Here is a 26,643-nt window from a genome sequence, read left to right as displayed (position 1 = left end):
GAAATTTTTAGGAAGGAAAAATAGGGGAAGGTTGAGGGTATTTGTTAGGGCTGCCTCATTTAGGTAAAAATTAATCTAAGGTATTTTAAATCTGAAAATGGTTAAATTTTCTTTCAATTTTTATATTTTTTTGGAAAGATATTCTAATTTCTTGTAATTTATTTAATACAAAGCCTTTGTTTTACTTATAATTCATATTAAAATGAACGATTGCATATTCAAAGTGTTAACTTAATGGTTGTTAATAAGATTGAATTAACTTCCATTACAAAATCATTAACAATAAGAAAGGAAATCACATGGATCAAGAACAATTAATTAAAGCCTGTATTGAAGCCTGTCAAAAGTGTTCAATTGCCTGTTTAGAATGTGCACAAGCTTGTTTAAGAGAATCTGATCTTGAAATGTTACGAAAATGTATACAGACAGATTTGGAATGTGCTGAGATTTGTGAGTCTACTTATAAGTTATTGTTGATGAGGAGTTCAGCGTATATGGGAATTGTAAAAATTTGTATGGATATTTGTAATTCCTGCGCTGAGGAGTGCGAGAAACATGCCGCCCATGGAATGGAGCATTGTCGGGAATGTGCAGAAGCATGTCGTTCATGTGCTGCGAGCTGTGAAGCATTATTGGCTTAAAGTATGTAATTTGTTGGGAGGATTTTATCTGAGGTATGACTTCAGATAATTTAATAAATTAATAATCTGAAATTTCAATTCTCTTTTTAGAGATTCAGTATATTGAAACCAATTAAATATTGATAATCATTGGGTTATCAATGAAGATAATAGATTTGTTAACTTAAATTGTGAGGCTATGGTTACAAAAAACATATTAGTAGATTCCGCATTGATAGGTACCGTCCACTTTTATGCCTATGTATTTAATACAGATAATGCGACCATAGGGTTTGGTTTATTTCCGAATAATGGACCGAGGCCGATATTTTACTTATTAAATCCTATTGGGAATAAGATTACACTACATTTTGATGAAGAGTTAATTTTGAAAATTTGTCAACAGAGTCGGTTTTCCACCCATGAGCGCCGGATGTTGTTTCGGGAATTCTTGGATTATGCTACAAAAATGGAGAAGAAAGCTGCTCAATTGGTTTTTAGAGAAACCAAGATGAATTATCTAGCAGATTCTCGGGAGATGGTAAAATACAAGCGCATGTATGTCCATTATAAGGACCCTTGTGCAAATACGGAGAATATTAATCTGTTTGCGGGTTAATATTGTGTCCTTTGGTAGCTTTTTTTAAGTATTGCTACGGACTTAATCATTTCTTCGGGACTGAGATTTCCGAAGCCTATTCTCATTGCCTGGACGTTTTTTTGTTGATATAAAAGAGTTTTGGGAATAAAGAGGTTGTTTTGAGATGCAATTTGACTGAGTTTGAGTAAACTGAATGTTTCTTTCCATTGTATCCAAAATGCAAGTCCGCCAGTAGGAATTTGAAAATCAATTGCCTCTGCGAGTTCCAGCTCAAGTAATTCCGCCATTAAGTCTCTTCTTTCCTTATACACTTTTCTAGATTTCTTTAAATGACGATGGATAGCTCCTTCTTCAATCATTTCACCTAAGGCTTGTTCCATTAAGATGTCCCCTTGACGATCGATAATCCCCAGATGTTTTCTCATTTCTATCATCAAATTTTCCGGAGCGACCATAAAACTGGTTCTGAACCCGGGAGCTAAGGATTTACCGAAAGAACCCACATAGATAATCATTCCATCTTGATCAGAAGTTGCCATGGGCAATAGCGGCTGTTTGTCAAATTGAAAATCATAATCATGGTCATCCTCTACAATTATAAACCCATATTGAGTTGCTAATTGGTGGATTCGCATTCTTTTGTGTGCACTTAAGCTGACAGTTGTGGGGTAATGATGATGTGGAGTAATATACAACATGCGGATTTTTTGTTTCCTACATAAGACTTCCAGCGCATCCACATCAATGCCATCCGATTCAATAGGGATGGTTTTAATCTTACTTCCAGATTTTTGAAAGATCATATTCGCAGCGAAATAACTTAAATCTGCAACTACAACAGTATCCTCAGCAGACAAGAGGATTTCTGCGATAATATATAAGCTCATTTCAACACTTCGGCTGATCAATAAGTTATTTTTATTGATTTTCAGAGCTCTGGAGCTTTGCAAGTAATTCAGCATTTGCTCTTTGAAATATTCGCTACCTTCTTGATTGTAGTAACCCATTTTAGAACGGTTACTTTTTCTTTTCATATTCGAGCTGTAGAAGCGGGATAAATCTTCAAATTGGGTGAGTCGAATATCAGGAGTTCCATCGTTGAGGATGAATTCACAATTCGTATGTTCAAAGGGGCTGTCCAGGAGGATGGACTGCTTAAAACTGTATCCAGTTTGTTTAGGATAATGAAAAGTTTCGGTCTCTTTTTGGTTTTGAAGCGGGAGTAGGGAGGCGATAAAAGTACCTTTATTCGGTTTTATTTCGACCCAACCTTGAGCGAATAATTCATCATAAGCAGCTGTAATTGTATTTCTATGTACGTTAAGTAACTCGCTTAGTGCTCTAGTTCCTAGTAATTTAGTTCCTGGGCTAATTTTACCCTGGGATATGGCCTGAATAAATTGATTTGCGATTTGCAGGTAGATGGGAGTATTAATATCCCGTTGGATTTGAATAAAACTTTTAAATGGAATGTTATCCGGACTATTCATATTCTTAAAACTGGCACCTATGAGCCTACCGGCAAGGTAGTACTTTTGGACGAAATTGAAAAATATGAAATCTGTCTTAGCAAAAATAATCAAGGAACCAATTCTACATGCAAAATGGTTAAATACGCTTTCTTTTATGGAGAATGCGGGGGCTCGGAAAATATCTGCCTGTGAGGATTCCCAAAAAACCGACTTGATTCAATTAAAGCATGCTGCTGAAGAACATCGGCATGCCTATTATTTGAAAAAGCAGATTGGCAAGTTGACTGATTCAGGCTTTGAATATTATGCGGAGGATAGTTTGATTGGTGGGAAATCATCCATTCAATACTTACATCGATTGGATGTACAAACTTGTCGCTTTTTAATGAAGGAATTCAAATTGAGCGGTGCAGCATTGAAATATGCGGCTTATCTTTTTGTGACTTATGCCATTGAAGTTAGGGCAGATGAGCTCTATCCAATATATCAAGAATGCTTAACGGAAGCAGGGTCCAAGGTGATGGTGAAATCCATTATTTTGGAGGAGGAAGGGCATTTGGAGGAAATGATTCATCAACTACAATCCTTTCATCCATCCTGGAACTTATACGCCGATGCGATTATAGAAATAGAAAATAAATTATTTGAGGACTGGATTGAATCTGTTTTTAGTGAGGTAAAAGATGTTGCCTGATTTGCTTTCTGAACTTCAGCAGGAACTTGATGATCGGGAAGAGAGGGGATTGTTAAGAACACTTTCCTTAAAAAAGGATGGAATTGATTTTTGTTCGAATGATTACTTAGGATTTGCGCGGAGTCAAGATTTCAGGAGAAAATTATTGACAAACCTACAGCATTCGCCTCAAAGTCTTCAGGGCTCAACAGGGTCTAGATTAATTACAGGGAATTCTGAAGCATTGATGGAGCTTGAGGCTTATTTAGCGCAGGTGCATCAAGTAGAATCCGCCTTAATATTTCCGTCTGGATTTAATGCTAATTTATCCTTGTTTTCCGTTTTGCCGAAGAAGGAGGATACCTTGCTTTTAGACGAGAAAGTACATCGTTCGGTTTTTGAAGGTAGTCGTTTGTCCAATGCCAAGCGATGGAAATTTCGTCATAATGATTTAAATCATTTGGAGGAACTTTTGAAAAAATCCACTGGAAGAGTCTGGGTTGCTGTCGAGAGTTTATATTCCATGAATGGGGATTTTGCGGCCCTTGTAGAGATGGTGGGGTTATGTTCGAGATATTCTGCAGCATTAATTGTCGATGAGGCCCATGCCATTGGCACCTTTGGATTAGGTTTAGTGAATTATTATGGTCTGCAGGAACAAGTTTTTGCGACTGTTGTTACTTATGGGAAGGCTATGGGACAGTCAGGGGCTGCAGTTTTAGGCTCAAAAACCTTGATTCAGTATCTTATCAATTATTCCCCGATTTTTATTTACAGTACCGGACTCCCAGATTTTCATGCCTTATTTATTAGAAGTGCTTATGAATTCCTTGAGGAAAATGAATTTTTGAGAAAAGAATTACAAAGAAAAATAAGGAAATTTCATCAGGATGAGAACAAAGAACTGAGGCAATGGTTAAGTCCGATTATACCTATTTATATTCCGGAAGATGATAAATTAAGTCAAGCCCATAACTTTTTGAGGGAACAGGGGATTATAAGTTACCCAGTAAAGTCACCGACGGTGGCTAAAGAAGAGCAAATGTTAAGAGTTATCCTCCATTCGTTCAATACAGAAAGAGAGATAGACTTATTAAAGGCTTGCATAATAAAGATTCAAGATGAGTAAGAAATATTTTGTTACCGGCATTGGGACCTCCGTTGGAAAAACCATTGTTTCAGCGGTTTTGGTAAAGATGTGGAATGCTTCCTATTGGAAACCAATTCAATCAGGGGATTTAACGAGCAGTGATAGCATGATGATTAATCAATTATTGGGATCTGATGTTGAGATATTTCCAGAGCGATTTCAATTGAGCTATCCGGCATCGCCGCATTATTCAGCAGAGTTAGATGGGCAGGAAATCAGGATTAGTGATTTTAAGTTACCATCGACCAGCGGGAATTTAATTGTTGAGGGGGCGGGGGGCATGTTTGTTCCTATAAATGATCAAGATTTTATCATAGATCTTTTGGAGTACTTGGAACTGCCGGTCATCTTGGTTTGTTCAGACTATTTAGGCAGTATCAATCATAGTTTACTTTCCTTTCACAGTTTAGCGGAGCGAGGTATTCCAGTGAATTATATTGTGTTAAATGGGGACTTCAAGGAATCGAGCAGGCGGATTATCATCAAAAACAAACCAGCAGGAAGTAAGATTATAGAGATTCCGAGTTTGGAGACGCTTGATTCGGAGGGGTTAAATAAAGCATTAGAAAAAATTAAAATTGAAGAATAAATTATGAAAGATAGAAAAGCACTGAGACATGATTGGACGAAAGAAGACTTGTTAGCCATATATAATAAGCCATTATTAGAATTGGTTTATGAGGCAGCTACGGTTCATCGTCAATGGCATAATCCTGAGGAGGTTCAGATATCGACCTTACTTTCTGTTAAGACAGGAGGTTGTCCAGAGGATTGTTCCTATTGTGGTCAGGCGGCCAGATATCACACAGATATTAAAGTTCAGGCCTTATTACCTACAGAAACGGTTTTGGCGCATGCACAAAAGGCAAAGGATAGTGGTTCTTCCAGGTTTTGTATGGCTGCTGCTTGGCGTGAGGTTAGGGACAATCGGGATTTTGATCGGATCATTGAAATGGTTCAAGGGGTCAATGAGATGGGATTAGAGGTTTGTTGCACTTTGGGGATGCTGACGGAGGATCAGGCAAATCGATTACAGGAGGCAGGTCTATATGCATACAACCATAATCTAGATACCTCGGAGGAGTTTTACGATGAGATTATTTCGACGCGCAAGTTTGATAATCGTTTAGCGACGATCAATAATGTTAGGAAGGCTGGGATTACGGTTTGTTCAGGTGGAATCATTGGATTGGGGGAGAAGGATGCGGATCGGATTAGCATGTTGCGGACCTTGGCGAATATGGAGAAGCATCCGGAGTCAGTTCCGATCAATGCCTTAGCAAGGGTTGCTGGGACACCATTAGCGGATCTACCGAAAGTAGATGTTTGGGATATGGTCAGGATGATTGCCACGGCACGCATTGTATTACCATCTTCGATGGTTCGGTTGAGTGCTGGGCGGATTGAGATGACCGAAGTTGAGCAAGGCTGGTGTTTTATGGCTGGGGCGAACTCGATATTTACCGGAGAGCGTCAAACCTTATTGGTAACTCCGAATCCGGGTGTGGATGAGGATATGCAAATGTTGAAGAATTTGGGCTTAAAACCGATGGTGTTAAAGAAGGAGCGACTGTGCAGCACGAATGGATAGACCGGGATATAGCGGTTAATTGGCATCCATATTCCCAGATGAAAACCAGTAAGCATATCCCTATTGTTCGGGGGAAAGATGCTTATTTATTTGATATGGCTGGAAATCGCTATCTGGATATGGTAAGTTCATGGTGGGTTACTTTACATGGCCATTCAAATTCGTATATTGCGGAGAAAGTTTATGAGCAGCTCACAACATTAGAGCAGGTCATATTTGCAGGTTTCACCCATGAACCGGCGATTAAGCTCTCAGAGCGGTTATTGAATCTATTGCCTTCCAATCAAAAGAAGGTTTTTTATTCTGACAATGGTTCCACTGCAGTTGAAGTGGCCTTAAAGATGTGTATTCAGTATGCATTCAATCAAGGGTTGAAGAAGAATAAGATTATTGCATTCAAGAATGGTTACCATGGGGATACATTTGGGGCGATGTCGGTTAGTGAACGCGGGACATGGACTGCTCCATTTGCAGAAATGTTATTTGATGTAATATTCATTGATGTTCCTACTTTGGAGAATTTAGCGGAGACTAAAAAAGTCATTGCTAGGCATTCGGAAGAAATAGCTTGTTTTATTTATGAGCCATTGGTTCAAGGTGCGGGCGGAATGCTGATGCATGATGCTGCGCCACTTTCGGAATTGATGAAATTTTGTCGTTCTGAGGGAATCCTAATGATTCAGGATGAAGTATTTGTAGGTTTTGGCCGTACAGGGACTTTATTTGCTGCAGATCAACTGACGGAGCAACCGGATGTGATGTGTTTTTCCAAAGGATTAACTGGAGGGACCATGCCGATGGGGATAAGTACTTGTACAGAAGAGCTATATCAGGCATTTTATTCGGATGAAAAGCGTCTGGCCTTATTTCATGGACATTCGTTTACTGCGAGTCCCATAGCATGTGCTGCATCATTGGCGAGTTTAGATTTGTTATTGCAGGAATCAACGTTGAAAAAAATTAGAGAAATAGAAGAATTTCATGCTAATTTTGCGCTTGAATTAGGGAAAACAAAAAATGCCCGGAATATCCGGCAAACAGGAACTATTCTAGCTTTTGATTGGGAGTCATCGAGTGAAACATCCTATTTTAATAAGTTGCAAGAAAAGCTTTTCGAGGAATTTATGGATAGGGAGATATTATTGAGGCCGATGGGGAATGTGTTGTATATTTTGCCTCCATATTGTATTCAAGAAGAAGATTTAAGATATACGTATCAACAGATATTGGAGTTATTGAATTCCAACAATATTTAAGAGACTATTTGATAATAGTAGTGTGACTAAAAAGGCTTGCTGAGGAAACTCAAGCAAGCCGATTTTGTTTATATACTATTTTAATGACCTTTCTGCTGTTTTTTGAAATGTATTTCCATTTTTTTGGAATGTTTCTTCTTTTATTTTTACCTGAAATTGAATCTCTTCATTAGAATCCAATTGATCTTCATCCGCTTCACCTTCTTCAATTCTTTTAAGGATAATATCCTTACCTTTTTTATGTTGATTCGGATAAATTAGTTCTTCAGAATAATAAAATACACCAGCATCCGATACAGAAGATGTTTTTGGTAAAGGAATAAAACCTTGGTCATTCCATGCAAAAGCATGATATTCAGAAGCAATTCCACATGCTTCGCCTAAGAATTTAATGGTATAGATTCTTTTTGCATCCTCCAGTCCGGTGTTTTTTTGCAGTTCAGCAGTGGTGTAAGATTGTCCGCCTGGATAATAAGGGAAACTATTTGTTGCCAAAAGTTGTCTGTCTTTGTCTAATACTTTGGTTTCTACCCAGTAATAGTCTTCATTTACTTCGTTGGATTTCCATGCGAAACCATACATGAAGAGGTTATTGGAAGATTTATCATAAGTATGGCCTAAGCTTAATAAACCTAACCAGATATACCCAGTTTTTAACTTGTTGTCCTTTTTATATTCAATCCTTTGCCAAGGAAGGTACATGCCCCGTAAGGACATTGGATTCAAACCATCATCATCCAGAAATCTGACCTCTGTACCAACAGAAATTGAATCTTTTAATTCACTTTTTGTGCTAGGTTCCTTTCTGATATAGGCCATGTTTGCAAAGACCAAAGCGGTGCTATCTTTTTGCGTTAGGTAAAGGTTGTATTCATCATTGACAACATAAGCGGCAGGTTCCTCCTGAGCCATAGCCTCGGAATGAAGCAGCGCAAATAGGGCAATCGTTGAAAATATTAAGGTAATTAATCTCATAGGATGATAGAATAATAGAACAAAAGTAAGAAGAAAAAGGAGAGAATAAATAGCTGAAATCAGGTATAAATGTGAGGGGGGAATAAAGAATAAAAAAAATGTTCAAATTAATTTTATGATATAAAGTGTTGTAAATAAGGTGTGTAAAGTCATATTAATCTAATTTATTATTAATATCTACTAAAAAAGTATACTTTTTTCACTTTATTAATCTACTAATTAGGTAGATTTTATATATTTGCAGCAGAAATTAAGAAGAATGTATAAAAGAATCCTACAACACATTTCGCGAATGCAACTAGGAGATAGGTAATTTAAGGAAGACTATCTCCAATAATTCAATTCCAATTTATTAATTAATCCATTTTAAATTATTTACATGAATAGAACGATATATTTTTATCTCGTTGGGCTGTTTATTGCCTTGAGTATAGGTCAAGTTCAGGCTCAGCATATTATAAAGGGGAAAGTAATTGATGCCCAAAATCAAGCGATTGAGGGGGCGACCATTACGGTGAAAGCGACTCAGAAACAAACCCAGAGTAATTCATTAGGGGAATTCAGCTTAGATGCCAGCACGGCGAATCCACAGCTGACCGTAAGGTTTTTAGGTTTTCAGGAGAAAACCATAACGGTTTCGAGTTCAGATTTTGTACAAATTCAATTAAGTCCAAGTGAAGATGTGTTAGAGGAAGTTGTGGTAACGGCGTTGGGTATTTCTAGAGAAAAGAAAGCATTAGGATATGCGGTTCAAGAAGTAAAATCTACGGAACTACAAACCCGGCCGACGAATGCAATGGCTGCATTATCGGGAAAAGTAGCAGGCTTGCAGGTAGTTTCAGCCGGAGGAAATATGGGTGGATCGACACGGACCTTGTTACGTGGTATCAATTCCATTGCCGGAAATAATCAGCCCTTATATGTGGTAGATGGAACACCGATTGATAATTCAGATCTGAACTCATCTTCGACGATCAATGGATCAGCAGGAAAGGATGTTGGGAATATGATTCAGGATTTGAATCCAGATGATATTGAGAATATTTCAGTTTTAAAAGGACCGTCTGCTGCTGCATTATATGGTTCAAGAGCTTCCAATGGGGTTATTTTAATTACGACTAAACGTGCTGGCAAAGGCGAACAGGTTAGCATTGATGTTAACAGTGGATTGGAGTTTGAAAACATAGTAAGGCTTCCCAAACGTCAGCAACTATATGGACAGGGATATAGTCCAGTATTTCAAACGGTCCAAATCGAAGGGAAGGAGTATAAGATTGTAGACTATGCAGCGGATGAAAGTTGGGGTCCAAAATTAGATGGAACAGCGGTTTTGCAATGGTACAATTTAAATCCAGAAGATGCTGCGGATTATTTGAATCCTTCGCCTTGGTTATATCCAGAGCATGATGTACATTATTTTTTTAATACCGGATTAGCCAATACGAATAATGTGGCGATCTCAGGAAATTCCGGAAATACAAATTATCGATTTTCATATACCAATAAGAATGTCAAGGGTACTGTACCTAATGCATCCTTAGGTCGGAATACCTTAAACTTTTCAGGAGGAACGAAATTAGGTCGATTAAGTATCAATTCCAGCATCAACTATATTCACAATACCTCCCTTGGGAAGCCATGGACAGGAGCTTCCAATCGTAATATTATCTTGGAAGCCTACCAATGGGGGGCAGTTCAAGTTGACTACAAACGATTAGAAAAATATAAACGTGCAGATGGAACCCCATTAGCATGGAACAGGACTGGATGGCAGAATACGCCGGCAGCTGAGGCGACTCGATTTATTGATAATCCATATTGGTCCGCTTATGAGAGTTATTTGGAAGAGAAAAGAGATCGTTTTTACGGTAATATAGGAGCTCAATATGAGGTTTCAGATTGGTTACAAATTGGGGCCAAGGTACATGGCGATATCTATCAATTTGGAACCCAAGACCGCATTGCTGTTTATTCACGGAGTGCTTCCCAATATGAGGAAACCAGCAATAAGTTGAACGAATACAATTATGAGTTTTTAGCGACTGCAAAAAAGAATTGGAACAATCTTTCATTGGTAGCCAATGCTGGGGCAAACTTAAGAGATCAAAATCGTAAAGTTGATTATGCGATAACACAAGGCGGATTAATTGTTCCTAATTATTATAATTTGAAGAATGCTTCAACGGTTAAGATAGAAAACTATACCTATAATCGTCGTATTGCTTCCTTATATGCCAGTGCATCATTAGGCTATCATGATCTATTATTTTTGGATGCGACTGTCCGCAATGATTGGTCATCGACCTTACCAAGTCATGCAAACTCCTTTATATATCCATCATTTACAGGAAGCTTTGTGTTTTCACAATTGCCTGGATTCTCGGCTCAAGATTGGTTGTCTTTTGGAAAGGTTCGCTTAGGCTGGGCACAGGTAGGAAATGATACTGATCCTTATCAGTTAAATAAAGTTTATGATGTAGAGCAATCATTCGATGGCAAGCCATCCAATAAATTGCCATCTACCTTGAACAATGCGGATTTAAAACCCGAGATCACGAGTTCATGGGAAACAGGTTTGAGTTTGCAATTTTTCAGAAACCGTTTGGGATTGGATGTAACCTACTATCATAATACTTCAAGGAACCAGATTTTACCAATTCCAGTATCCTCGTCATTTGGCTATGAGGCCAAGGTACTGAATGCAGGAAAGGTGGAGAACAAAGGGCTTGAAATTATCCTGAATGGTACTCCGGTACGTAATGAGAATTTTGAGTGGAACAGTAGTTTAAACTGGTCAAGAAATAAAAATAAGGTATTAAAGTTGGATGAACTTGTGAATACGTTGACCTTGAGTTCATCATTAATCAATTTAGTAGCTAGAGAAGGGCAACCATATGGCCAATTATTAGGATATGATTTTGTCTATACTGATGGTCAGAGGGTAGTAAAAGAGGATGGGACATATTTAAGAACATCACAGTTAGTACCTCTAGGTTCGGTTCTTCCAGATTATTTGTTTGGTTTTCAAAACAGCTTTAGATACAAGAACTTAAGTTTTGGTTTTCTGATTGATGGTCGAGTTGGGGGAAGTTTTTATTCCCAAACCTATAATGTAGGAATGTACTCAGGGATTTTAGAAAGAACAGCAGAAAATAATGTTCGTGAGGATGGTTTGGTATTAGATGGCGTTAAAGCAGATGTTGTTTTCAATGCCGATGGAACCTATACAACGAGCAATATTCGTGAAAATGATACCCGGATTAGTGCTCAGCAATGGGGTCGTAATGAATCAAATGGTCCAACAACATTTTCAATATTCGATGGGACCTTTGTAAAACTTAGGGAAGTAACAGTAGGGTATAATTTCCCATTGAATAATCCTAAGGTAGTCAAAGGAGTTCGATTATCAGCCTATGCACGTAATGTTTGGAATATTTATACAAAGAGTAAATATATCGATCCAGAGTTTGCGAATAGTAGTGGAAACGTTCAAGGAATAGAGGGTGGAAATATTCCAACGCCATTGACCTATGGTTTTAATGTTAACCTTAAATTTTAATACTAGCGAGATGAAAATAACAAATATACTATATACGACATTTTTGGCCTTGAGTCTTATTTCATGTTCCAAGGAGACCTTGACAGAAATCAATATTGATCCGAACAGGCCTGCGAATGTTCCGACGCCGAGTTTATTTCTTTCGGCCGAGCGACAATTGGTGAATGCATTGAGAAGTGAAAGTATTCATTTTAGGGGAGCACAATTGTTCTCGCAATATTTCAGTCAGAATATATACACCGATCAATCTCGGTACCTGATATCAGCGTCCTATTCAGATGAGTATTGGACCAATACTTATAAGGCATTGAATAATTTAAATGAGATTATTTTATTGAATGCAGAAGAGGAAACAAAGGTTCAGGCACAAGCCAATGGAGCCGGATTAAATGCTACTCAGATTGCAATTTCACGGATTTTGAAATCTTTTGCTTTTCACTCCTTGACTGATGTGTTTGGGGATATTCCATATGAATCCTATGGCAACAAGGATGCTGATTTTGAGGCATTGAAGAGGAATCCAGATATTTTGACGCCAAAATATGCTTCACAGGAGAAGATCTATAAGGATATCTTGAATGAGTTGAAATCGGCAGCAGATACCTTGTCAAAATATAAAGCAGCAAATACATTTGGTGCTTCCGATATTATCTATCAGGGTAAGAACGAAAGTTGGTTTAAGTTTGCGAATTCATTAAGGTTAAGATTGGCCAATCGTATTTTGGCTAAGGATAGAGCATTTGCCATCCAACATATAGAAGACGCCTTAAAGAATGGGGTATTTACTTCCAATGCGGATAATGCGGGATTTACCTTCTCTACCGCTTCGCCCTATGAGGCACCTTTATTTCGTGCTACGGTGACTGCCAACCGGAAAGATTTTGCAGTTTCGCATGTTTTAATAGAAACGCTGAAAGGCGAGCGAGGTCCATTTAAGATTGCTGATCCGAGATTAGCTAAATATGCAAAACCGAATAGTAAAAATATTTACAAAGGACAGCCTTATGGATTGCCATTAGCGGCGGGGAATTTATTTCCATTGGATAGTATTTCCTTGCCTGGGGACCTTATCAACAAGGCAAATGCATTAGAGGTACTTCAAGAATATGCTGAGGTGGAGTTTTTAATCTCAGAATATAAAGGTTGGGATCAGTCAAGTTATGAAAAAGGGGTAAAAGCATCCTTGGAGCGCTGGGGAGTTTCTGGTTCAGAGGTTAATGCTTATTTGGAGAAATTACCAAAAGCAAGTAAGGAAAATGTATTATCTCAAAAATATCTAGCACAGTTTGGTCAAGGTATTGAGGCTTGGACTGAAATTCGTAGAACCGGTTATCCATTATTTTTAGTGAAGAAAGGAGATGTAGTATGGCGAGGAAAAGTAGAAGGGAAAGAGGTTAGTTATACTTTTGTTCCTGAAATTGGCTCTGCCATTCCAAGTCGGTTAGTCTACCCATTAAAGGAACAGAGCACCAATAAAACTAATTATCAATCTGCATTATCCAAGCAAGGGGATGATGTTCAGTTTACCAAGCTATGGTGGAATAAATAAAATATTTATTAGGTAACAATAGTCGGATCCTTATATTTGGCTATTAAAGAATGGTCATGAGAATTCATGGCCATTCTTATTTTCAGAAAAATGAATATTATCTGACAGAAAATGTTTTTTCCGTTATTGTAAAAGTAAATTATGTATCGTAATATAGCGATATATAATTTAAAGAAATGGGGATTACAAAGACAGAGATATTTACTGAGGACCAGAACAAGTTGGCCTTAGCATTCAAGGTATTGGGTCATCCTGCTAGGTTAGCGATATTACAATATATTATTGATAAGAAAGCCTGTATTTGCAATGATTTAGTAGAAGAGCTTGGATTAGCCCAAGCGACTATATCCCAACACTTAAAAGAGTTAAAGACCTCGGGGATCATTCAAGGCTCGATCGAAGGAAAATCAGTTTGTTATTGTATCAATTCAGAGGTTTGGAAGAGTTTTCAGCGAGAGTTTAATAATTTTTTAAATCAGGATGTTGAAGTAAAAAGCTGTTGTTCATAGCTTTTTTTGGAGTTTAACATCGTAATATTACAATGTATTAATTATAAATTTTATATCATGAGATTATCAGAAGTAAAATCAGCATTAAAGAAAGTTGATCGGGTAGATTTTCAATTAGAGGACGGCAGCTATGTTCCAGCACATTTTCATGTTACGGAAGTAGGAGAGATAAACAAGAAATTTATTGATTGTGGCGGAGTTATCCGTAATGAGCAGGTTGTAAATTTTCAGTTGTGGAATGCGGATGATGAGGATCATCGTTTAAAACCATCGAAGTTATTAAAGATCATTGAATTGTCGGAGGAGCAGTTGGGGATTGGAGATTTTGAGGTTGAAGTGGAGTATCAGGCAGGTACGATTGGGAAGTATGATTTGGCCTTTAATGGACAAGATTTTCTCTTAGTCAATAAGAAAACAGCATGTTTGGCGGAGGATGCCTGTGGGATACCGGTAGAGAAACAAAAAAGAAATCTTGCGGAATTAAAGGTAAGTCAATCATCCTGTTGCCCGCCAAATTCAGGTTGTTGCTAATGAAAGAGGTACCTTCTATTAATGAGGCTTTAAATCAAGTAATCCATCACTTGGATTGGGAAAATATTGTAGAGGATCGCAAGGGTCTTCTACAATCCTTAATAGATTTTATTCAATCTCGGGTCAATGTCGGTTTATCGGTAGATTTGACTTTTATTTGCACGCATAATTCGCGTCGGAGTCATTTAGCGCAGGTTTGGGCATCAACGGCGGCATTATATTTCAAAATTCCCTCCGTACATTGTTATTCCGGGGGAGCGGAGGTAACTGCGGTTTATCCGAAGATCTTAGAAACGTTGAAAGATCAAGGGTTCAGTATTGGAAGTCTTACTGAAGGAGGAAATGCCAAATATTGGCTTAAGGCTGCTGGAAATTCAGTTCCGATGCTACTTTTTTCCAAGGAATACGATCATTTATATAATCCAAGTTCAGCCTATGGGGCCATTATGACCTGTTCTCAAGCGGATGAAGGATGTCCTTTTATTCCTGGAGCTTTAAAGCGGATTTCGATAACGTATGAAGATCCAAAGGTATCAGATGGGACAGACTTGCAGGCTCAAGTTTATTTAGAAAGAAGTCTTCAGATAGCCCGGGAGATGTTTTATGTTTTTTCCAAAATTATTTACTAGCTACAATTGAATAAAGCATTGGGATTTTTCCTTCAAGACTTTTAATTTGAAATTTTCCAGGTTCAAATTCCACTGTATTATTAAAGCAATTGTAAGGGGAATAATTGTATTCTTCAAAAGATTCGATTTTCAGTCCATTATTTAATAAACCTTGAAATACTTCAGCAAGAGGATGGTTCCAAGAGATTTCTTTTGCTGAAATATTGGCATTACGATCAGCATAAGTACCTTCTTGTATTTCAATAATGGGTTCAATATTAAAGTAAGAATACTGAAACTTGCTGAAGTCATAATCGAACATCCACACAATGGGGTGAAATTCGACAAATACAAGTTTACCATTAGGTTTTAAGCATCTCTGTATGACTTGTGCCCAACGATTCAAATCAGGTAACCAACCTATTGTACCATAACTAGTGTAAACGATATCGAATTTTTCATTCAATTCCTCAGGCGTATCATAGACATCAGCACAAATAAACTTGGCATCGAGATTCAATTGCTTATTCATTTCCTTAGCGACCTCGATGGCTTTGTCGGAAAGGTCGATCCCAGTCACATGAGCACCCAATCGAGCGAGGGATAAAGTATCTTGACCAAAATGACATTGTAAATGCAAGATCTTTTTCGAGGTCACATCGCCGAGGAGTTCAATTTCGATGGAGTTCAAGGAGCTTTTTCCAGCTAGAAATGCTGCATTATTATAGAACTCACTAGCTACATGCGAACTTGTTTTTTGATTCCAGAGCTGTTTGTTTATTTCTTTGTAATTATCCTGTTCGTTCATTATTTAGGGATTTTCAGAAGTGTCAGCGTTTCTTTTTTCTGCGGCCTCTTTCTTGTCTTGCTGATCAGCTTCTAATTGGTTGTCCTCTTGTTGATCTTCAGCTTGTTCTTCAAACTGAATATGCACGAATATAGGAAAGTGATCCGAATTATAGTTGTCTAATTTTCGTAAATCTCGAAGTTTAAAATCAGCAGAAATAAAGGCATGATCCAATGGGAATTGTAGGAGAGGTTGTTTCGCATGGAAAGTGTTATAAAATCCGCGACCTCTTCTCGGGTCTAAAAGTGTACTCATCTTTAAGAACAATTCGGTCGTATAACTCCAGGCGACATCATTCAGGTCACCAATCACCACAACTGGCAATTCACAATCCTTAGCTTTTTCAGCAACGATCAATAATTCTTTATCGCGTTCAGTAGAGCGTGGATTTTCATTGGGCACGGGAGGAGTTGGGTGTACCGCATAAACCTGAACCTTTTGCCCAGAAGGAAGTTCTAGCTGGCAATGAATACTTGGAATTTCATCCTCGACTAAATACTTAACCTGAGGATTCAGGATTTTGTATTTAGAATACAGCAACATCCCATAAGTATTGTCGATTGGCACTTTAACATGATATTTATAGTCCACTTCCAGGGATTGGGTTTGGCGGTCCCATTCATGGCTCGTTTCCAGAAGTAAGACTAGGTCAGGATCGTTTAAATGAATAACACTTAAGCAGCCTTTATAATTGTCATTATCTTCATAGACATTGGATATCATGATTTTAAGGTTGTTTTTATCGTCGATATTTTCGGCTTTGTAAACCTGTTTTTTACCTAATGGAGTAAATGGTAAGATTTGTTTGAGCAGATAAGCAATAATACCGATTATTAGAACGAGCAGGATCAACAGGGTTTTATTTTCGAAGTCAGCGTGAATGGCGTAGAGAATAACCCAGAGGGTAGAAAGGGCAAGTTTTTGAATTCGTGGGTATTCAAAGACCCGGAAAGTCCAATGGTCTTTGCGGATCAAAGGTAATGCTGTAAAGATGATTAATAAGCACCCAAAAATAATTAACGTAATTTCCATTATTTAATAATAAGGTAGGGTGGTCTTTTGTTTTGAATTGACTTTAATATGTCTATTATTTATTAATAAATGCTTAAATTTTCTTCAAATAATAATCGATTAAGGAATATCAAATCAAATATTATGGAACCAAGGAAAAGAAAGGCATATGATACGTTGAGTGAGGCCGTGAATGATCTACAGAGAATGGGCTACAGTGAGGATTTTTTGATTCAGGAGGATGGGGAATGTTTATTTTGTGTTGGTCGGTCTATGGAGTTGTCTCCGGAGGAGTTTGTTATAGATGAGATTTACAGATTTGAGGGGATGACGGATCCGGGGGATGAAAGCATTTTATTTGCGATTTCCTCGAAGGACAATTTGGTTAAGGGTTTGGTGATCAATAGTTTTGGGGCTGACTTTAGTTTTCGGTCATCGAGGTTGGTTGAGGAATTAAACCGTAGAAGTAGAAATCAATAAAAGTCTATTTCTTTTTTTCAATTTTGTAGACACAGCGGTTTTCATTAGCCAGAATATGTTTTATTCGGGTTACTTCTAATTCATTGCCTAATAATGCTCTGAAATTTTTCAATTCTGCCCGACAAAATTGTTGACACTCAGTTGCGGCGGCGCAGATGGGGCAGTGGTTTTCTATGAAATAATAGGTCTGCCCATCTTTTTTCATTTCTGCCATATAACCTTCATCGGATCTAACTTGAACAAGTTTATTAAGTTTCTCTGTTAAAGTTTTTGAACTTTTTAAATGTTCTTCATATTTGAGATATGCATTTTTCTCCCTGTCCGAGATGAGTAATTCTAGGGCATTTTCACCCAGTAATGATTTAATGGATTTAAGTAATTGGACGGTAATTTCCGAATGGTTATCTGGGAATTTTTCGAGTCCAGTTTCACTTAGAGAATAATAAGTAAAAGGTCTTCCGACCCCAGATTTTTTACATACGGATTGGATTAATCCTTCATCGGAAAGTTTTAATAATTGTTGTCTTGCGCCTTCTTTTGTTATTCCTAATTCTTCAGCAATGCAGGATGCATCAATTTCTCCACGCATTTTGATTAAGTTCAAGATTTTATCAGCATTGTTTTTTTTCATTAGGCAAGTTTTTGCTTGTTTTATTATAGCAAATATAAGTAAAAAAGATCAATCAATATTTTCTAATCTCCATAGGAAAAATCTATAATAAGGATGATATTTGTGTTTATTGCAGTATTACCGCGTTTTTTGGGCTTAGGAAAGGCTGTTTTGTTAGTTTAATAAAACAAGTAACAACTTGTTTTATTGAATTGAATTTTTAAATTTGTTAGAGTAATCAAGAGCAGATTTACAGAGATATTTTTCAATTAAAATTAACCTTAACATGGAGAACTACATATTATCCTTTAGAGCCCCTTTAAAAGTATTATTACAGCGGCAACAAATATTTGAGAAATTAGGTCATGCCTTTCCTCAATTGGGTCCAATCTCGATTGATATGGATGATAAGCAATATTTAATCAATGTACATTCCCCTGGTCGATTGGAGAATGAGATTCAGAATACTTTATTGAGTTATGGTTTTCGTGTAGCTTTTTTACGCGCTGAGCAGTATAAGACGCTTGACCCTAAGGTCAAGATTGCTTAATATTTTTCATTTCTATTTGCCGAGGGGTTGACTAATTAGTCAACCCCTTTAATATTTTTTGATTTTTTACAGGATGGTACAGGATGGATTGGCAAATGATTCTTATTAGATTTGGAATAGGGCATTGGTACTGCTTTAAAAATAAAACCTAAACTCAACCTTGGTGAAGGGTTATAGTTAAAATTAGGATGGGCCTAATCTAATTATAACCCCTTACTTTTAAACATCAACGAAATAAATAAAACAAATAATAAGATCATCATTAATTAAATTGGTTCATAAGGGTTATCAACACCCGTTTCTGTAAATTCCCCAAAGCCCTTTGGGGAATTTTTTTGTTATGATATAAGAGTAAGGACCGATTCAATTGGATAAAAAGATTATTTTTGGATATGTTAGAAGAACAATTTTCAGGATTTATATTCCGTAAGGCAGAGAAACAAGAGGCGGAAAGAATTTGGGATATCATGCAGGAAGCGATAGATAAGCGAAAAGAAGAGGGGAGTAATCAATGGCAGGATGGGTATCCGAATTTAGAGGTTGTGAAACAAGATATTGAGCGTGGGTATGGCTATGTGAGTATTCATCCATCTGGTTTATTGACGGTTTATTTGGCTTTAATCTTTGATGGTGAGCCGGCATACGAGGCGATTGCAGAACAATGGTTGACGAATCGTCCTTTTTCGGTAGTTCATCGGATTGCCGTTAGTCAAGAGCATTATGTCAAGGGGCAGGCCACCTGGATGTTGGAGCAAGCTGAGGCAGAAAGTTTAAAACAAGGATTTCTAAGTTTGAAAGTGGACACGAATTATGATAATACAGGTATGCTTCGAATATTAGAAAAGTTAGGATATGTTTATTGTGGAGATGTTTATTTTCGAGGAAGTGCTCGAAAGGCATTCGAAAAGAAGTTAGAGGAGTAGATGAAAGACTGATTCATTTAGTGTTTTAATTTCTATAAAATAATTAAGAGGTTCCTGGGAACCTCTTTTTTTTGGAAAACTCTTTTTTTGTCACCAAACCCAAAAAATAAACAGCATTATCGCTTATATGTTTTGGATAGAATAAAAAAATCCATGAATTCTTTTGGAATGAGTCATGGATTCTTTTTTCGGATTTTTCTTCTTTTCAAAATCAACTAGGAAGTTTACCTACTCTCATGATTATTTTCCAAGTAACAGGTTTAGCTTCATTTTCATCTTTCCAGAAGGGTGCTAGTTCGTCTTTCAATTTTGCCAGTGGGTTTTTTTCTTCTTTTTGAATATATCTTTGGGTTGCGGACCAACTGAGGAGATGTCCCAGGAAGTCTTGCAGCTTATATTTTTTACGGATATAGAATTCCGGCGGTTCAATTTCGCGGAAAGGGAAAGGGATGGTGGTATAACCTAATTGTAGGAGTTTTATTTCAGAGGGCCAGTAAGGGCCGACGATTTTATCATGGAAATTTTGGGTGATTGGGTCTATGTTTTTATCGACTTGAGGGACAGCATAAGCCCATACAGCAATGATTCCATCTTTTTTTAGGACTCTTTTTGCTGCGATGTAGAATTTATCGATATCGAACCAATGTATGGCTTGAGCCACGGTAATGATATCGACGGATTGATCGGGGAGACTTGGTTCTTCGGCTTTTTCTACGTTATAAGATACCTTATCGTGATTGAAGGCGTTTTTTATTTGCGCTTCGCTAGGGTCAGATGCATAGACTTTGTCGAAGAAATCAGCTAGATGGATGGCGGATTGACCATTTCCGGTTCCGCAATCCCAGGCCAATTGATGAGCAGGAGTTAAGCCGCTAAGATAATCATACAATTCGTGAGGGTATGAAGGTCTAAACTGAGCATAAATAGATGCTTGTTTAGAGAAGTTGTCGCTAAAAGTTGCCATATTACCTTATTTTTACATCTATTTGTCTCTTAAATTTACAAATAATTGATGAGCAAAAAGCTTTCCTGGATATATATTTTTTGTAGGAAAATTCTGACAAAATAGCGGAATAGCCGGAGAGGTTTAATTTCGAATTATCAATAATGGTTAACTTAGGTATTCAATTCTATTAAAAAAAATTTTGAGGATCGCATTTTAACTACCTAAGAAAATCATATTGGGCGGCCATCACGTTTTCGTGATGGCCTGTTCTTTTTAAGGAATTAACAATTACTTAATAATGTTCTGTAAAAATTTTATTCATTATGGCTTTGTATTGTTTAAATTTTAATTATTAAAAAATTTAAAATTAGGCTATCTCCTGTTGTTAATGAATTTTAAAAGGTTGATAATTAGGATGATTTATGGGTAGGGTTATTTGAGTTTTATTGTAAAACAATAATTAAAAGATTTCATATTTATTAAAAAATTGATAAAAAATATGTTTTTATATTAAATTAATTTAAATATAGTTATTTTTGTATCGGTAATTTCTTTGGGTAATAATTAATATTTATTGCTTGTTTTCAAGAGTCTATGGGCTTTTCAACGCGGTTTGAGTTGGGGGGTATTCAGGATATTGGATCAAGCGAGGATGAACATGGAATTGGGGGGAGAAAGGATAAAAAAATATAATTATTTAAATATGGAAATACCGAACAATACTCTGAAGACTCAAGATCTTGAGAAGAGGATGCAGGATATCGCGGCGAACTGTTTTACGACGGCGAAAAATCTTGAAAATTTAAGTTCTGAGCAACAACAACAACTTGTTGATTTGTTTGAGCGAATCAAGTACAAGGACATTATTGATCAAGGATTTTGGAGTTTAGGTGGTGGATTAACCCATTACAAGTTGACCTTAAATGAGATTAAGTTGACTTTATTAGAGGTTTTATCTTCACGCTCTGATGACAATGAGAGATTAATTCTCAAGGAGATCTTTCTGTTTCTAAACATTCTTGATGAGCCTAGTTTTTATCAGTTATTTGCTTTACGACAATTGATTCATTGTCCGGAGGAAATATTTGATGAGAAGATCAAAGATGTATCTGCAAATTATTTCGGATAAAATTTAAAACTATTGACATCGGCCATTAGGGTTGGCATCGATTTATTCAAGGGTTTAAGGTTTTTTAATTGTTTTTTATATCGATATAGACTTGATTAAATGTTAATAAACCTTGATGGCTAGATGTCATGTTTTAGTATCTTTTATATTGGCTAAGTGGCCAATTTTTTCTAAATTTATGAGCCGGCAAGGAAATTCGTTCTGGATTCTATCGAGCATTTTGAACCAAATAAACTTATATGCTAATTACACCGTTTAGCCCTGAGCATGAAGCATTCAGGGATAGTCTACGTTCGTTTATTAAGAAGGAGATTCTTCCATATGTTGATGATTGGGAGAAGCAAGGGTCCATTGATAAGTCCATCTGGAAGAAGATGGGTGAAATGGGTTATTTAGGTCTTATTTTTCCGGAGGAGTATGGCGGATTAGATCTGGATTTTTACTATTCGTTAATATTTTGTGAGGAGTTGTCTCATTGTTATTCGGGAGGATTTACGATTTCGGCATTGGTGATTGAGTATATGTCAGCGACCTATATTTGGAAATATGCGGATGAAAATTTGAAGTCCAAATATTTGTCGAAGGTTATTTCTGGGGACTGGGTCAGTGCGATTGCCATAACAGAACCTGGGGCAGGTTCAGATGTTCAGAATCTCAAGACCACAGCAGTGGATGCGGGCGATCATTATGTAGTCAATGGATCCAAGACCTTTATTACCAATGGCTATTATGCAGATTTTATTATTACAGCTGTAAAGACAAAATCTAATGCAGGTTCTTCGGGGATAAGTTTACTGATTATTGATCGGGATTCTGTGGGTGTTACGGCGACAAAAATCCAAAAGATGGGTTGGTTGGCATCAGACACGGCGGAATTAGGTTTTGATCAAGTAAAAGTTCCGAAGGAAAACCTCATTGGGGAGTTAAACCAAGGGTTTAAATATTTGATGGGGGGATTGCAACTGGAGCGGTTAACAGCTGCAATTCATAGTTTAGCGAGTACCGAATCTGCGGTGAATTATACCTTGGATTATTTAAAGGAAAGAACTGCATTTAACAAACAATTGAAAGATTTTCAAGTTATTCGTCATAGGGTTGCGCAGATGTTTGCAGATATAACGGTATTAAAAAGCTTTCTCTATTACTGTTGCGAGTTGCAGAATCAGAAAAGGTATGCTGTAAAAGAATGCAGTATTGCTAAATTACAATGTGGCGAGTTGGCAGTCAGGGTTATAGGGGAGTGTTTGCAGTTGTTTGGGGGATATGGATTTACGGAGGACTATCGGATTTCGAGGTTATATCGGGATGCGAGGGTCGGTACGATAATCGCTGGCACATCGGAAATCATGCTTGAAATATTATCGAAGATATATATTGATGGTGTAGATTATGAGAGAAAATAATTTTAGGAAGATAAAATAGTTGATAATGAGCAAAATTAAGGAGAGAATTAAAGAGCAGATCAGTGTGAGTAAGAATACTGAGGGGATTTATCAATTAAGATGGATAAATGTTCGGTCGAAACCGCATGATCTCTCATTAGACGAATATAAGTTCTGCATAGAGCTTTTGCTTTCTGTCCTTAAGAAGAAGGACTGTACAGGTTTGCAATTGATTTTGGAAGGGAAGTTCAAGAGTGATGATTATGAGGGGTTGATGGAAGCTGCTGGAAAGGAAGGTTTTTTAAGGAAGCTGGATCATATTGATGAATTGATTATTGAGCTTTCCGAAATTGAAAAGTCTACAGTTGTTTTATTTGACAAAGCATGTACAGGTTTAGCGGCGGCATTTCTATTGTTGTTTGATCGCCGGGTAGGAATTGGTAGCAAGGCGAAGTTGGGCTTTCCAGAAGGAAATTATGGAATGCTTACAGGGAATGGCAGTTTTACTAAAATGATGGGGATGTTGGATGCAGAATTGGTTTTTGATATTCTACATTCGGGCCGACTAGTCAAACCGGAAGAGGCATTAGAAAAAGGATTAATTGATGATAGGATAAGTTCCTGGGAGCAGGTGCAATCATGGTTGCAAGAAGATGTTGAAAAGCATGCAAATTATAAGTTTAAGTGGTCCATTGATTCAGGAGCTTTAAAGACTTCAATAGATAAATTAAATTCGAGGTCGAATAAGCCTTTATTATTTACTGAAGTTCTATTGAGTTTGATTCAAAATTCTGTTGGATTAAATTATAAGGAGTTTATCAATCGAGAGCATTTGGCTTATTTTGGTTTACTGACGGCGAAGGAAACATTAGCACGCGTTAGGACCTTCTTTTATGCGGTTGAAGAAGCGATTGATTTAACCAAAGGGATAGAGTTGGACGAGATTCGCAAGGTTGGGGTTATCGGCGCGGGGATGATGGGTTCAGGCATTGCTTATGAAGTAGCAAAGGCCGGCATCGATGTGGTATTGAAGGATGTTGATTTACAGAATGCCGAAAGAGGACGTTCCTATTCTGAAAAAGTATGTAATAAATTGATTGAGCTAAATAAGATGAAGCCTGAAGAAAAGCCCATTATTTTGGAGCGTATACTTCCAACGGATCAAGTTGAGGATTTGGATGGCTCAGAAATTATTATTGAGGCAGTTTTTGAAGATAAAAAACTTAAAGCTGAAGTCATTGAGGATAGTAAGGTTTATTTACAACAGAGTGGAGTTTTTGCATCCAATACAACTTCCTTGCCCATAGGAAAATTAGCGAAGAGTTTTGATGATACCTCCAGATTTATTGGTTTACATTTCTTTTCACCAGTAGATCGCATGGCTTTGGTCGAGGTTATCCGAGGGAAGGATACTTCAGAGGAAACCTTGGAGAAAGCATTGGATTTTGTTGGGAAATTGAAAAAAATTCCGATTGTAGTAAATGATGGACCAGCATTTTTCACGTCCAGGATTTTCTTTTATTACCTATTGGAAGGAATTACGATGTTGTTGGAGGGTGTTGCGATGGAGCGGATCGAAGAAGGGGCGAAGCGAGCTGGTTTTGCAGTTGGTCCATTGGCGGTCTTGGATGAGATTTCCTTGCCTTTAATGGTTCATGTTTATGAGCAGCTTCCCGATATGAGTTATAGTCAAAAGCGCGTATATAATTATTTGCAGCGGATGATCAAGAAGGGTCGAACTGGTCGAAGATCAAGTCGTGGATTTTATGATTATCCTGACAACAAACCAAAGAAATTTTACGTGGATCCAGAATTAAAGGATTTAGATTCACAGATTTCGGATAAGGATATTCAGGATCGTTTGCTTTGTGTTTTGGCCTTGGATAGTTACCGTTGTTTGGAGGAAGGTATTTTAAATTATAGTTTGGATGGGGATTTAGGTTCTGTCATGGGGCTTGGATATCCAGTTCAAACAGGAGGAGTTTTCAGCTATATTGATATGATTGGAATAGATGAATTTGTGAAGAGTTGTGAGAGTTTTGCGCAATATGGAGATGAATGGGAGATTCCAGATTCCTTAATAAAATTAAAAGAAGATAATTTTTCCTTTTATTCAGGATTTCATTCCAATTGGATAGAAGATTAAAAGCAAAAAAAGAAGGTGTAAAAAATAAATTTACACCTTCTTTTTTTGCTTTATATTATACCATTTGGTCAACTAATTCATTGACTGGTATATTGATAATTTTGTCATATTCCAGGGTGCTTTCTAAAATTGTGTTTTGTTGTTTTTCTGCAAAAACACGGGCTAAATTAATTTTATATTTTTCAATTAATTTAGGGATTCCTTCTTCTCTACGTCTTTTGTGTCCGATAGGATATTCGACAATAACTTCTTGCAATATGGTACCATCGTTAAGTTCGAGTGTCAAGGCATTTGCGATTGATCTTTTTTCAGGATCGTGATAATCTGTTGTGAATTGAGGATCTTCGAAGCAAGTAATTTTTTCTCTGAGTTCATCGATTCTAGGGTCAGCAGCCACATTATTTTCATAGTCGGCGGCGGTTAATCCTCCGAAAATCAGAGGTACAGCCACCATGTATTGGATGGCATGGTCTCTATCGGCAGGGTTATGTAATGGTCCTTTTTTATCGATGATTCGGATTGCAGCTTCGTGGGTCCTAATTTTAATGCTTTTAATATCGTCTGATGATTTTCCTAGGTCCTTAAGTTGTTGATAAAGCGTCATTGCGGCTTCTACTGCGGTTTGCGAGTGGAATTCGGCTGGGAAAGAGATTTTGAATAATACATTTTCCATGACATAGGATCCATAAGGTCGTTGAAACTTGAAGGGTTGTCCTTTAAAGGAAACATCGTAGAAGCCCCAAACTGGAGCTGTTAATACTGAAGGGTATCCCATTTCACCTTTTTGGGCAATTAATGCTAATCTTACAGCTCTGGAGGTTGCATCACCAGCAGCCCATGATTTGCGACTTCCGGTATTCGGAGCGTGTCTATAGGTTCTTAGGGATTGGCCATCGACGAATGCGAGGGATAGGGCATTTATTAGTTCTTCTTTAGATAGACCCAATAGTTTAGACACCACTGCTGTTGAAGCTACTTTCACCAGAATGACATGGTCCAATCCAACTTTGTTGAATGAATTTTCTAATGCGAGTACACCTTGAACTTCATGCGCCATAACCATTGATTCAAGGACATCGATCATGAGAAGAGGTTTTTTGCCTTCAGCAATTCTATTTCTGGAGATCCAGTCAGCCACTGCGAGGATTGCACCTAAATTATCCGAAGGGTGTCCCCATTCGGCAGCTAACCAAGTATCATTAAAATCCAACCATCTCACCATCGCGCCGATATTAAATGCAGCTTGAATAGGATCTAGTTGGAAGGAAGTTCCAGGGACTTTGGCGCCATTAGGCACATAAGTGCCAGGTACAATTGGTCCCAATAATTTAGTGCATGCAGGGTAAGTTAAGGCTTCAAAACCACAACCTAAGGTATCAAGGAAGCAATAGTGAGCTGTTTTTAGTGCTAAATCGCTATTAATTTTATAATCAAGGATATAGTCAGCGATATCAACTAATACCTGATCTGGATTTGGTCTATTGTTTGAAATATGTGAAGACATACTAAATTTTATATTGTTTTT

The 26,643-nt window shown here is 37.3% G+C and carries 25 protein-coding genes; 18 read left to right on the top strand and 7 right to left on the bottom strand.

The window, feature by feature from the left end; all coding sequences use genetic code 11:
- Positions 1–299: 299 nt before the first annotated feature.
- Both PZ892_RS11080 and PZ892_RS11075 read left to right on the top strand, forming a co-directional pair.
- Complete coding sequence (locus PZ892_RS11080) at positions 300–641, top strand: four-helix bundle copper-binding protein (RefSeq protein ID WP_182498314.1); 342 nt, start codon at positions 300–302, stop codon at positions 639–641.
- Positions 642–819: 178 nt separating this feature from the next.
- Positions 820–1,239, top strand: coding sequence for a hypothetical protein (locus PZ892_RS11075; protein WP_094258811.1), 420 nt, complete (start codon positions 820–822; stop codon positions 1,237–1,239).
- Here the strand turns inward: PZ892_RS11075 and PZ892_RS11070 are convergent.
- Positions 1,236–2,711 (bottom strand): PLP-dependent aminotransferase family protein, encoded by a 1,476-nt coding sequence (locus PZ892_RS11070; protein WP_277711228.1) that lies wholly within the window; start codon positions 2,709–2,711, stop codon positions 1,236–1,238. The two genes, PZ892_RS11075 and PZ892_RS11070, sit on opposite strands and share 4 nt — an antisense overlap.
- Before the next feature lie 64 nt (positions 2,712–2,775).
- On the opposite strand from PZ892_RS11070, the gene PZ892_RS11065 reads away from it, so the two are divergent.
- From PZ892_RS11065 to bioA, 5 genes are read left to right on the top strand one after another with little or no spacing between them, the layout of a single operon-like run.
- Entirely contained in the window at positions 2,776–3,387 is a 612-nt protein-coding gene (locus PZ892_RS11065) for a hypothetical protein (protein ID WP_277711227.1), read from the top strand.
- On the top strand, positions 3,377–4,495 hold the full coding sequence (locus PZ892_RS11060; RefSeq protein ID WP_277711226.1) for a pyridoxal phosphate-dependent aminotransferase family protein: 1,119 nt from the start codon (positions 3,377–3,379) through the stop codon (positions 4,493–4,495). Before PZ892_RS11065 ends, PZ892_RS11060 begins: the two co-directional genes overlap by 11 nt.
- Positions 4,488–5,105, top strand: coding sequence for a dethiobiotin synthase (gene bioD / locus PZ892_RS11055; RefSeq protein WP_277711225.1), 618 nt, complete (start codon positions 4,488–4,490; stop codon positions 5,103–5,105). Before PZ892_RS11060 ends, bioD begins: the two co-directional genes overlap by 8 nt.
- A gap of 3 nt (positions 5,106–5,108) precedes the next feature.
- Complete coding sequence (gene bioB / locus PZ892_RS11050) at positions 5,109–6,107, top strand: biotin synthase BioB (RefSeq protein ID WP_277711224.1); 999 nt, start codon at positions 5,109–5,111, stop codon at positions 6,105–6,107.
- Entirely contained in the window at positions 6,089–7,363 is a 1,275-nt protein-coding gene (gene bioA, locus PZ892_RS11045) for an adenosylmethionine--8-amino-7-oxononanoate transaminase (protein WP_277711223.1), read from the top strand. The genes bioB and bioA overlap by 19 nt, the downstream gene beginning before the upstream one ends.
- Before the next feature lie 75 nt (positions 7,364–7,438).
- On the opposite strand, the gene PZ892_RS11040 is transcribed toward bioA, so the two are convergent.
- The gene (locus tag PZ892_RS11040) at positions 7,439–8,338 is read right to left on the bottom strand and encodes an SH3 domain-containing protein (protein WP_277711222.1); all 900 of its coding nucleotides are present in this window, start codon (positions 8,336–8,338) and stop codon (positions 7,439–7,441) included.
- Between the two features lie 379 nt (positions 8,339–8,717).
- Between PZ892_RS11040 and PZ892_RS11035 the strand changes: the two genes are divergently transcribed.
- The 5 genes from PZ892_RS11035 (at position 8,718) to PZ892_RS11015 (ending at position 15,115) form a co-directional block, all read left to right on the top strand.
- Entirely contained in the window at positions 8,718–11,897 is a 3,180-nt protein-coding gene (locus PZ892_RS11035; protein ID WP_277711221.1) for a SusC/RagA family TonB-linked outer membrane protein, read from the top strand.
- Between the two features lie 10 nt (positions 11,898–11,907).
- The gene (locus PZ892_RS11030) at positions 11,908–13,446 is read left to right on the top strand and encodes a SusD/RagB family nutrient-binding outer membrane lipoprotein (protein ID WP_277711220.1); all 1,539 of its coding nucleotides are present in this window, start codon (positions 11,908–11,910) and stop codon (positions 13,444–13,446) included.
- A 176-nt stretch (positions 13,447–13,622) separates the two neighbouring features.
- Positions 13,623–13,955, top strand: coding sequence for a metalloregulator ArsR/SmtB family transcription factor (locus PZ892_RS11025; protein ID WP_094282616.1), 333 nt, complete (start codon positions 13,623–13,625; stop codon positions 13,953–13,955).
- 57 nt (positions 13,956–14,012) lie between these two features.
- On the top strand, positions 14,013–14,486 hold the full coding sequence (locus PZ892_RS11020; RefSeq protein ID WP_277711219.1) for a DUF6428 family protein: 474 nt from the start codon (positions 14,013–14,015) through the stop codon (positions 14,484–14,486).
- Positions 14,486–15,115, top strand: a complete 630-nt coding sequence (locus tag PZ892_RS11015; protein WP_277711218.1) for a protein-tyrosine-phosphatase — start codon at positions 14,486–14,488, stop codon at positions 15,113–15,115. The genes PZ892_RS11020 and PZ892_RS11015 overlap by 1 nt, the downstream gene beginning before the upstream one ends.
- Here PZ892_RS11015 and PZ892_RS11010 read toward each other — a convergent pair.
- A complete protein-coding gene (locus tag PZ892_RS11010) occupies positions 15,105–15,902 on the bottom strand; it encodes a class I SAM-dependent methyltransferase (protein ID WP_277711216.1) in 798 nt (265 codons plus the stop codon). The genes PZ892_RS11015 and PZ892_RS11010 overlap by 11 nt on opposite strands.
- A gap of 3 nt (positions 15,903–15,905) precedes the next feature.
- The gene (locus PZ892_RS11005; protein WP_094258799.1) at positions 15,906–16,973 is read right to left on the bottom strand and encodes an endonuclease/exonuclease/phosphatase family protein; all 1,068 of its coding nucleotides are present in this window, start codon (positions 16,971–16,973) and stop codon (positions 15,906–15,908) included.
- Between the two features lie 123 nt (positions 16,974–17,096).
- Between PZ892_RS11005 and PZ892_RS11000 the strand changes: the two genes are divergently transcribed.
- Positions 17,097–17,432 carry a phosphoribosylpyrophosphate synthetase gene (locus PZ892_RS11000; RefSeq protein ID WP_277711214.1) on the top strand — a complete coding sequence of 112 codons (336 nt, stop codon included), beginning with the start codon at positions 17,097–17,099 and terminating at the stop codon, positions 17,430–17,432.
- 4 nt (positions 17,433–17,436) lie between these two features.
- On the opposite strand, the gene PZ892_RS10995 is transcribed toward PZ892_RS11000, so the two are convergent.
- Positions 17,437–18,063, bottom strand: a complete 627-nt coding sequence (locus PZ892_RS10995) for a metalloregulator ArsR/SmtB family transcription factor (protein WP_277711212.1) — start codon at positions 18,061–18,063, stop codon at positions 17,437–17,439.
- A 265-nt stretch (positions 18,064–18,328) separates the two neighbouring features.
- Between PZ892_RS10995 and PZ892_RS10990 the strand changes: the two genes are divergently transcribed.
- Both PZ892_RS10990 and PZ892_RS10985 read left to right on the top strand, forming a co-directional pair.
- Entirely contained in the window at positions 18,329–18,592 is a 264-nt protein-coding gene (locus PZ892_RS10990) for a hypothetical protein (protein ID WP_094258796.1), read from the top strand.
- 392 nt (positions 18,593–18,984) lie between these two features.
- Complete coding sequence (locus tag PZ892_RS10985) at positions 18,985–19,515, top strand: GNAT family N-acetyltransferase (RefSeq protein ID WP_277711209.1); 531 nt, start codon at positions 18,985–18,987, stop codon at positions 19,513–19,515.
- A gap of 211 nt (positions 19,516–19,726) precedes the next feature.
- Here the strand turns inward: PZ892_RS10985 and PZ892_RS10980 are convergent, their stop codons facing one another.
- Complete coding sequence (locus tag PZ892_RS10980) at positions 19,727–20,479, bottom strand: class I SAM-dependent methyltransferase (RefSeq protein ID WP_094282610.1); 753 nt, start codon at positions 20,477–20,479, stop codon at positions 19,727–19,729.
- Positions 20,480–21,164: 685 nt separating this feature from the next.
- Here PZ892_RS10980 and PZ892_RS10975 point away from each other — a divergent pair.
- From PZ892_RS10975 to PZ892_RS10965, 3 genes are all read left to right on the top strand, one after another.
- On the top strand, positions 21,165–21,590 hold the full coding sequence (locus PZ892_RS10975; protein WP_094282192.1) for a hypothetical protein: 426 nt from the start codon (positions 21,165–21,167) through the stop codon (positions 21,588–21,590).
- Between the two features lie 239 nt (positions 21,591–21,829).
- The gene (locus PZ892_RS10970) at positions 21,830–22,993 is read left to right on the top strand and encodes an acyl-CoA dehydrogenase family protein (protein WP_094282191.1); all 1,164 of its coding nucleotides are present in this window, start codon (positions 21,830–21,832) and stop codon (positions 22,991–22,993) included.
- Positions 22,994–23,018: 25 nt separating this feature from the next.
- The gene (locus tag PZ892_RS10965; RefSeq protein WP_277711204.1) at positions 23,019–25,118 is read left to right on the top strand and encodes a 3-hydroxyacyl-CoA dehydrogenase NAD-binding domain-containing protein; all 2,100 of its coding nucleotides are present in this window, start codon (positions 23,019–23,021) and stop codon (positions 25,116–25,118) included.
- A gap of 55 nt (positions 25,119–25,173) precedes the next feature.
- Here PZ892_RS10965 and PZ892_RS10960 read toward each other — a convergent pair whose 3' ends face one another.
- Positions 25,174–26,622, bottom strand: a complete 1,449-nt coding sequence (locus PZ892_RS10960; RefSeq protein WP_277711202.1) for a bifunctional 2-methylcitrate dehydratase/aconitate hydratase — start codon at positions 26,620–26,622, stop codon at positions 25,174–25,176.
- Positions 26,623–26,643 lie beyond the last annotated feature (21 nt).

Origin of the sequence: Sphingobacterium sp. WM (genome assembly GCF_029542465.1) — a bacterium.
Classification (GTDB): Bacteria; Bacteroidota; Bacteroidia; order Sphingobacteriales; family Sphingobacteriaceae; genus Sphingobacterium; species Sphingobacterium cellulitidis.
Note: the sequence above shows the minus strand (reverse complement) of the source record. Positions and strands in the feature narration are given on the sequence as shown.

Coding starts and splice junctions, on each gene's coding strand:
- PZ892_RS11080 (WP_182498314.1), top strand. CDS start 300: ATGGATCAAGAACAATTAATTAAAGCCTGTATTGAAGCCTGTCAAAAG.
- PZ892_RS11075 (WP_094258811.1), top strand. CDS start 820: ATGGTTACAAAAAACATATTAGTAGATTCCGCATTGATAGGTACCGTC.
- PZ892_RS11070 (WP_277711228.1), bottom strand. CDS start 2,711: ATGAATAGTCCGGATAACATTCCATTTAAAAGTTTTATTCAAATCCAA.
- PZ892_RS11065 (WP_277711227.1), top strand. CDS start 2,776: ATGAAATCTGTCTTAGCAAAAATAATCAAGGAACCAATTCTACATGCA.
- PZ892_RS11060 (WP_277711226.1), top strand. CDS start 3,377: ATGTTGCCTGATTTGCTTTCTGAACTTCAGCAGGAACTTGATGATCGG.
- bioD (WP_277711225.1), top strand. CDS start 4,488: ATGAGTAAGAAATATTTTGTTACCGGCATTGGGACCTCCGTTGGAAAA.
- bioB (WP_277711224.1), top strand. CDS start 5,109: ATGAAAGATAGAAAAGCACTGAGACATGATTGGACGAAAGAAGACTTG.
- PZ892_RS11040 (WP_277711222.1), bottom strand. CDS start 8,338: ATGAGATTAATTACCTTAATATTTTCAACGATTGCCCTATTTGCGCTG.
- PZ892_RS11035 (WP_277711221.1), top strand. CDS start 8,718: ATGAATAGAACGATATATTTTTATCTCGTTGGGCTGTTTATTGCCTTG.
- PZ892_RS11030 (WP_277711220.1), top strand. CDS start 11,908: ATGAAAATAACAAATATACTATATACGACATTTTTGGCCTTGAGTCTT.
- PZ892_RS11025 (WP_094282616.1), top strand. CDS start 13,623: ATGGGGATTACAAAGACAGAGATATTTACTGAGGACCAGAACAAGTTG.
- PZ892_RS11020 (WP_277711219.1), top strand. CDS start 14,013: ATGAGATTATCAGAAGTAAAATCAGCATTAAAGAAAGTTGATCGGGTA.
- PZ892_RS11015 (WP_277711218.1), top strand. CDS start 14,486: ATGAAAGAGGTACCTTCTATTAATGAGGCTTTAAATCAAGTAATCCAT.
- PZ892_RS11010 (WP_277711216.1), bottom strand. CDS start 15,902: ATGAACGAACAGGATAATTACAAAGAAATAAACAAACAGCTCTGGAAT.
- PZ892_RS11005 (WP_094258799.1), bottom strand. CDS start 16,973: ATGGAAATTACGTTAATTATTTTTGGGTGCTTATTAATCATCTTTACA.
- PZ892_RS11000 (WP_277711214.1), top strand. CDS start 17,097: ATGGAACCAAGGAAAAGAAAGGCATATGATACGTTGAGTGAGGCCGTG.
- PZ892_RS10995 (WP_277711212.1), bottom strand. CDS start 18,063: ATGAAAAAAAACAATGCTGATAAAATCTTGAACTTAATCAAAATGCGT.
- PZ892_RS10990 (WP_094258796.1), top strand. CDS start 18,329: ATGGAGAACTACATATTATCCTTTAGAGCCCCTTTAAAAGTATTATTA.
- PZ892_RS10985 (WP_277711209.1), top strand. CDS start 18,985: ATGTTAGAAGAACAATTTTCAGGATTTATATTCCGTAAGGCAGAGAAA.
- PZ892_RS10980 (WP_094282610.1), bottom strand. CDS start 20,479: ATGGCAACTTTTAGCGACAACTTCTCTAAACAAGCATCTATTTATGCT.
- PZ892_RS10975 (WP_094282192.1), top strand. CDS start 21,165: ATGGAAATACCGAACAATACTCTGAAGACTCAAGATCTTGAGAAGAGG.
- PZ892_RS10970 (WP_094282191.1), top strand. CDS start 21,830: ATGCTAATTACACCGTTTAGCCCTGAGCATGAAGCATTCAGGGATAGT.
- PZ892_RS10965 (WP_277711204.1), top strand. CDS start 23,019: ATGAGCAAAATTAAGGAGAGAATTAAAGAGCAGATCAGTGTGAGTAAG.
- PZ892_RS10960 (WP_277711202.1), bottom strand. CDS start 26,622: ATGTCTTCACATATTTCAAACAATAGACCAAATCCAGATCAGGTATTA.